Source organism: Gordonia sp. HS-NH1 (assembly GCF_001418765.1).
Classification (GTDB): Bacteria; Actinomycetota; Actinomycetes; order Mycobacteriales; family Mycobacteriaceae; genus Gordonia.
On sequence record NZ_LIYC01000077.1, the window covers coordinates 1 to 6055 of the forward strand.

Genomic DNA, 6055 nt, shown 5'->3' on the forward strand with positions numbered 1-6055 from the left:
ATCAAACTGGCCGTTGACACGAGCCAAGTTGCAACGACCACACGTGCCGATGAATCGAATCCAGCGATGATCGCGACGAACTTGTTGAACCCCAGTTCGGGGTCGTGCAGATGGCGCATGTAGGAGTTGAGATCAACCTCGCTCGGGGAGAGAACTCCGGTCGGGTGGGTGTGCCATTCGCCTATCCACTGGCTGCGGTCCTCCAACCAGACGCAGTCCGCGAGACGCCGGGCATGGTTGAGGTCTCGCATGAAGGCGCGTTCGCCGCGGGTGGCGTTGGGTCCAGGTCCACCGGCGTGTCGGATATCGATCCGATCAGTCGCGTCGTGCCCGAGCAAAATGCCGCCAGTTTCGAGTCCATCGACGGACCGCAACGCCTCGCGCGCGATTGCGCTGAGTGCGTCGTCAGTGATCGTCACCGCAGGCACCTCTATCCGCACTGTCATCCTGGCGTGCAGGTGGGGCACGATGCGCGAGGTCTGGGGATGGACGACCACCGAACGTCGCCGGTTTGGCTGAGGTCGAAAGGGGCTGCGAGGTCACCTGCTGGTCGGAGACCGATGATGGCGTGTTCGCCGGGAACCTGTTGGGTGTGGTCACCGTGCAGCGATTCCAGCAGTGTTGCGACGGCTACTTTCGCGGCGAACGTGCCGACGTATCGGAGATCGGGCGGGACAGCCGTCATGGGCTGATGGGCGCGCCCGGTGCCGTAATCCAACTCCTGATCGGCCTCAGCGTCCAGCGCTCCCTGATCTGCAAGCTGCTGCCGTAAACAGAGGAGACATCCGAATCGGGCTGTGGGTCGCAGCCTGATGACTTCTCCGATCGAGCCATTGTCGAGCACGCACGCCAAGATCGCCGCCTTCCGTGCGCGCCGGGAGAGGTGGCTGACGACACGCCTGGGAGCGATACCGTCTGCGGCACAGAGCACCAGATCGACGCGGTCGATGATGGGCCGGATGTAGTGGGCCTCGGCAACCACGTCGCGTTGGTGGGCGACCACATTCTGCCGCGGCCAGTGCTGGTCAAGGCGGTCTTTCATGGCCGCCACCTTGAATCGACCGACACTTTCGGCGCCGAGAGTGTGGCGGAGCATGTTGTGCCAGAGGAATCGATCCGGGTCGACAAGTTCCACACGCCCGACTCCGTAGCCTGCGAGCGACTCTGCTGCGGCGCTTCCGATGCTGCCGCAACCCACGACCATGACGCTGTTGGTGGCGAGCTGCTCGATCGGCCACTTGCCAGCCAACTGTGCCAGGCCAACAACTTCTGGCTCGATCGCGATCGCGAGCGGTTCCACACCTTCGCGTCGGACAGCCCAGCCCGCAAACTCCGAAGCACCGGCCTCCAGTAGCTCCGGCTGAAGATCGGGGTCGTGAGTAACGACCACGCCAAGGTTGGTACCGGGATCGGCAACGCCCGGCACCAGCTCCCTGAAATCCCTAAACCCCATCGCGCTATCGGGCCGCCTGGACAGAAAGAGATGGTGAAGATGGGCGCCGTTCGGCGCCACCCTGATCCATTGAGCTGCATGATGGGGGTCGCCTGAACGAAGTGCGGCGTACTCGCGTGGGACTTCCGCGGGAAGACGGATGTCTTTGCCGGTTTCCACGGTCTGGACGACGTACATATCGTCCGCGGGAACGCGGCGGAGCACCAGCGAGCCACCCAACAGCTCGGAGTCTGCGATCTTGGTGACGGCGTCTCTGGGCATGACGGCGAAGGGGTTACGAGGAGACATCTGCGTCTCCCGTCTCCGTTGGGTCCGTCGTTGGATCTGTTCGCTGAATCGCTCGGTCAATCAGGTGGTCGTTCGAGGGGTCAGAGACGATCCCACTGACCGACATTTCATTGATGACTCCAGCCTTCATGAGGGCGTATTCGATCCGCCACCCCGATGCCTTGGCCAGGAGCTCGGTGAGACTGGCCTCGGGCTGCCAGCCGCCATCGCTCTGGAGCAGACAGAGCGATCCTCCTGGGGCTACGTGCCATGCTGACTGTGTCTGTTCCCAGATCGACGGCTTGGGATCGACGGAGTAAATAGTCGGCGGAACCATCGGGTGTGCTGCGGAGCAGATGACGAGCACTCGCAGTTCTTTGTCCCCGAGCAGCTCATTAAGAGATTCAGGCTGCGGCCGGTCGAAAGGCCAGCGGGGGAGGACGCCAATCCATCCACCGTGCGGCAAGCCGTCGGCTGAGGGGCTCTGGTACTCGAGCAATGGCGCGAACGCCTGGACCTCATTCCGATCGCGCGCAAGTCGCACAGGTTCGCGCTCAGTCCAGAGAACGGGGTTGAGCGCCATGGCGCCTGCGCCGCGATCTGGATCCGTTGCGCGACTCATCCCTGTGGAGTGTCCTTCACCGGACGGGGTGCAGCGGGCACGACCGCGGGCGCCGGGTTGCTAGTGGAGGCAGGAGGCTTCGGGAAGTCGTCCCCAAAGACCTCACCCCAGTGCTTGATCCCAGCCGGAGTGTCATTGTTCGCCTGCGCCTGGAACGCCTTGATGGCGTTGTCGCGAGCTGACCGCAGAGCGTCGGCGAACGCGTCGTCGTCGATGTCGGGCTGAATCGGTCCACAGAGGTCAGCAGGATCGGTGACGTCGTTCCCGCCCTCGACGTGGTAGCAGGCGCTCACGAAGAACTGTTTGATCGCAGCCGGCTGGTTGACGTCCGTCGGCAGGAAGTCGAGCGCCAGGACCTCCATGACGAGAGACTTGATCTTAGTGTCCTGCTCGGCAGCCCACCACTTGAGCATCCGAACAGTGCCGGCGAACTTGTTCCACTGTGCGTGTCGATCCGCGACCTCGGCGATTAGAAACTCGGGGTCGCATGTGACCCAGTCTTCTGAGAGTGCTTCAGGAATGAGGAGTTGCCCATCGCGGCGAAGTGCTGGCATGGCGTCGACTGTGAACGCGTCGGGATCGTCGGGGTCATCCAGGAAGCACTTGACGGCATGGTTGCGCCACCTGGCCAGTCGGACCACCTGGTCGTATGTGCCGTTCGTTGCCCCGAGCAGCGTGTTGACACGCTCGCGGGTGTAGTCGAGAGCGTCCGCGGCGGAGCTTCCCGGCGTTCCCCACCCAGGATGGTCATCTTGATCGAAGACGATGATTACATCCACGTCATGGATCGGATCCTTGTGTGTTCCTCGCGCAAGCGACCCGGACGGGATAACTTCCTCCACGTCGTCCTCGGCACCGAAGGCGCCTTTGAAGAGGTCGCGGCGAGTTCGCGCCTCGCGGACGTGCGTGATATCAGCGTTCACGACGTCCTGGAAAGTCTTGAAGGCGTCAGTCACGCTCATAGTTCGTTCTCCTGGGTAGGTTCTCTGTTGAATCACAGTAGTTGCTACCACCGACATTGCCGTTGGACGCGAAGATGCAGGACGCGATCCCATCGTCGGCGTCGTCGGCGTCTTCCTTGTGTCCGTTCAGCGTCCCCCGAAATAGAAGTGCACGCAGCAACTGTCAACTCGGTGGACCGCTCTCACGGGCTCTGCCCACGAACCCGGGCTCAGAGCCAGTCGATGTCGTTCTGCCTCGAAGCGCGCGTACCAGGCCAGTGACCCAGGGACGGTTACCGTTCGCGCAGCGACACACAAAAAAATGACCCCCCCACGGCGGAACCGGTGTACGGGTGGCCTGATGTGGGGGGGAGTGCGTCTTCTAGCCGATCAGTTGTGTCCGATGAGTCAGCCAGCGGCCTCCGCATCCGGCCTGCAGACCAAGCACGTATCTAGTCAGCGCCTCGCTACCTACCTCAGAGCGACATTCGATGATGAACAGAAGGCCCTTGATCTGTACGTCTGGGGGCGGAAACTGTCCGCTGCCTACTTCCACGACATCTCTGTACTCGAGGTCGCGCTTCGCAACAGTTTGGATGCGGCCCTCGCCAAGAAGTACGGGGACAATTGGTTCCGACTCAGTTCTTCGTTGTTTGACGCTCGAAGCTATCGACAGATCACAGACGGCTGGGATCGACTTCCCGCAAAGTTTCGCGGGACTCAAGCGACTGACGGCAAAATCCGAGGACGACTCATAGCAAGCTGCATGTTTGGCACGTGGGTGGCCATGCTCGACGTTGGAGGCGCGACCGGCGTCGACGGCCCCTGCAATCGCGCGGAGCACGACGCGGTGTGGACACGCGAAGTGCTCCTCGACGCATTGCCGGGCGCAAACAAGGAGGCTGGGGAGGAGCGTCAAAGACTCGACAGAGCCTGGGTCCACGAACAAATGCGCGAGGTACACATCCTGAGGAACCGTATTGCTCATCACGAGTCGCTAGTCAATGGCTATCCGATCCCTGGCACCAACGATGCCTCGTCGACACCCGTGCGGCGAACTGCGACCGCAGGATACTCCTTCTGTATGCGTCTGGCCCGAATGCTCGACAGAGATCTCGCTCAGTTTCTCCAAACCACTTCACAAGTTCCTGCGGTCCTAAGCCAAGACCCCCGAATCAGTTGGGGTCTCGTCTAACGTCTGACTGTCTCATCAAGTGAATGTCTCTCGGGATAGTTCTGTCGAGTGTCGAGCAGGCATTCGGATCGGGACAACTCGCGAAGCCCGTCGAGGTCCCGCATTTACGTCATGTCAATCCGTCACTGAAATTGGCTGTACCCCTGCATCTTCCAAGTGCCGATAACGTATCTTGTGTCAACCGAAGTGCTGCATATTTCATCGATGAACAGCGTCGCCGGCCGCCGATCCTTCGACATCAGAGAACCTTTCGAGCTGAAGGTCAGCGGTCAGCGCGTCGACCGGATCGCGTCCTCTCTCCCGCTGTGAAGTCTCTGCCGAGAAACGACCTGGGCCGGGTTAGGCTACGCGCGTGACCATGCCGCCACCTGGTCCTGGCTATCCCGGCTACGGGTACCAGGGCCCGCCCGCACAGCCCGGGCAACATCCGCCGAACACAGGTTTTCCAGGGCAGGGAGTCCCGTACGGGGCGCCGCCCGCACCATATCCGGGAGGTGTGTACCCGCATCCCGGTGGTCGGCCACCGAAGAAGAGCCGCAAGGGACTATGGCTACTCGCCGGGTTCCTTGGGTTCGCGACGGTGCTGGCCTTGATGATTGCGGTGAGCGTGGCCCTCGAGGACCCCCGCGACTTCGAGAACAACGTCGCCGACACCACCGAGCTGAGTGTCGGTGAATGTCTCACCATGGGCGAACTCGCCGGGGAACTTGAGGTCGAGACGGTCGACTGCGGTTATCAAGGGTTTCATTACGCAGTCGCGGCTCGGATGCAGACCCAAAACGAGTGTGGCTCTGAGTATGTCGTGTTCTGGTACGAGGAACGCCTGTACGCCGGCGGCCGCCCACGCATCGAGGAAGTACTGTGTCTTGCCTCGGTGTACGAGCAGGGGTTTTGCTACTCCGAGCCGCCAACGGATGCGCCGAACGCGCTCGCCAAGGTGAGCGAGATCGACTGTTCGAGGGTGCCTCCGCAGGTCCCTGGCGGTTACACCTACTTCAAGGTCGAGACCAAAGTGGCCGCACTTCCCCGATGCGCAGAGGGACAGATCGATTACTTCGCCCCGAAGCCAACACCCGCTGGTTATTGCTTGACGTACTTCGAGCCTTAGACCAGCCGCGGATCCACAACTGGCCCGCGCCCTGACGCTCCTCGGACTCGAGTGGACCTCCGCATAGACCGGTATGAAGAATGCTGTCCCCCTTGACAGTCGGGTCGACAAACCGGCGCACCGAGTTCCGGCGGGGTCGGTTGTCTGCTGAGCGGATCGCGCGCCTCGAGTTCGCCGACTGGCTGCGCAGTGTGCGCGAAGCAGTGTTCGATGCCGGACCGGCATATCTGCGCCGCGACGTTGCTATCTACGGCACCGGCAACGCCGGAGAGGGCAAGGTGGATCGACGGTTTCGTAACCCTTCGAGACGCTCGCAAGCTCGCTCCTCAGTACCTGCGGCCTGGCGGCAGCCGTGGATCACGAAAGAGCCGTGCTGCGAGTGCGAGTGGCCGAATCTTCTGGTCTCTGAGGTGCGAGCGAAGCGAGCCACGATGGGTTCCCGACGCGTCTCACCAGGACCCTTCGTGGC

General features: G+C 62.0%; 4 protein-coding genes. 1 reads left to right on the forward strand and 3 read right to left on the reverse strand.

Annotated features, from left to right (window positions below; all coding sequences use genetic code 11):
- From AMD30_RS23885 to AMD30_RS23900, 3 genes are all read right to left on the reverse strand, one after another.
- Positions 1-419 (reverse strand): Mov34/MPN/PAD-1 family protein (locus tag AMD30_RS23885; protein ID WP_055477331.1); only part of this gene is annotated, 419 nt, incomplete at its 3' end.
- Positions 420-442: 23 nt separating this feature from the next.
- On the reverse strand, positions 443-1741 hold the full coding sequence (locus AMD30_RS23890; protein ID WP_055477326.1) for a HesA/MoeB/ThiF family protein: 1299 nt from the start codon (positions 1739-1741) through the stop codon (positions 443-445).
- Between the two features lie 597 nt (positions 1742-2338).
- Positions 2339-3304 carry a nucleotidyltransferase domain-containing protein gene (locus tag AMD30_RS23900; RefSeq protein ID WP_055477328.1) on the reverse strand — a complete coding sequence of 322 codons (966 nt, stop codon included), beginning with the start codon at positions 3302-3304 and terminating at the stop codon, positions 2339-2341.
- Between the two features lie 1670 nt (positions 3305-4974).
- Between AMD30_RS23900 and AMD30_RS23910 the strand changes: the two genes are divergently transcribed.
- Positions 4975-5586, forward strand: coding sequence for an LppU/SCO3897 family protein (locus tag AMD30_RS23910; protein ID WP_156354408.1), 612 nt, complete (start codon positions 4975-4977; stop codon positions 5584-5586).
- Positions 5587-6055: the final 469 nt, after the last annotated feature.

Coding starts and splice junctions, on each gene's coding strand:
- AMD30_RS23890 (WP_055477326.1), bottom strand. CDS start 1,741: ATGTCTCCTCGTAACCCCTTCGCCGTCATGCCCAGAGACGCCGTCACC.
- AMD30_RS23900 (WP_055477328.1), bottom strand. CDS start 3,304: ATGAGCGTGACTGACGCCTTCAAGACTTTCCAGGACGTCGTGAACGCT.